1 protein-coding gene is annotated in these 823 nt (G+C 51.5%); it reads left to right on the top strand.

Annotation, left to right across the window (positions count from 1 at the left end; genetic code table 11):
- Window positions 1-823 (top strand): GGDEF domain-containing protein (locus R7P74_RS25750; RefSeq protein ID WP_318123486.1); only part of this gene is annotated, 823 nt, incomplete at both ends.

Genomic DNA, 823 nt, shown 5'->3' with positions numbered 1-823 from the left:
CCCAGCAGGTGGGCAAACAAAAGCAGTATCTGTTTGAGGCGCGTGATATCACCAGCCGTAAGTTGATGGAAGATAAGCTCTATCAGCGTGAGTCGAGCTTGCGTAATTACTACGAGCAGCAGCCCGTGATGATGGTGACGCTCGACAGCCACAACCGCATCCAAGAAGTGAACCGATTCGCGCAGCTGTTATTGGGCTACGAGCCGATTGAGATGCTCGGCCATCGCCTGCGAGAGTTCTATCTTGATGACAAAGCACTGTTCCCACGCCAGGTGTTGTTGCAACCGAGTCATCAAGTTCATGATGTGTGGCGACGTGAAATCGAGTATCGCCATGCTGACGGGCACAGCGTTTGGGTACGCGAAAACATTCGACCGCTCAACGATTCCGATCAGTTGCTGATTGTGGGTGAAGACATTTCTGAGACCAAACTTTTGGCTGAGAAATTAGAGTATCAGGCGCGTTATGACTTATTGACGGGGACATACAACCGCAACCACTTTGAGTTGGAGTTGAAAACCGCGCTGCGTGAAGTGGATAGCCACCGCCGAGTGCATGCGATGTTGTACCTCGATCTCGACCAGTTGAAAGTGCTTAATGACACCGTTGGGCACGATGCGGGCGATGCCGCGATTCAATTTTGCGCCAGCATGTTGGAAGAGGTGCTGCCATACAATTCCGTGCTTGCGCGAATGGGCGGCGATGAATTCGCGGTGCTACTGAAAGATTGCGACGAGTATGGCGCGATCAATATTGCGAAGGTGATTATCTCCACATTGGGTGAGCACCTGTTTATCTGGGAAGACACACGCTTATTCATCAG

This window comes from Vibrio sp. 2033 (assembly GCF_033339735.1).
The sequence above is the reverse complement of the archived record's forward strand: the minus strand, read 5'-3'. Positions and strand labels throughout refer to the sequence as shown.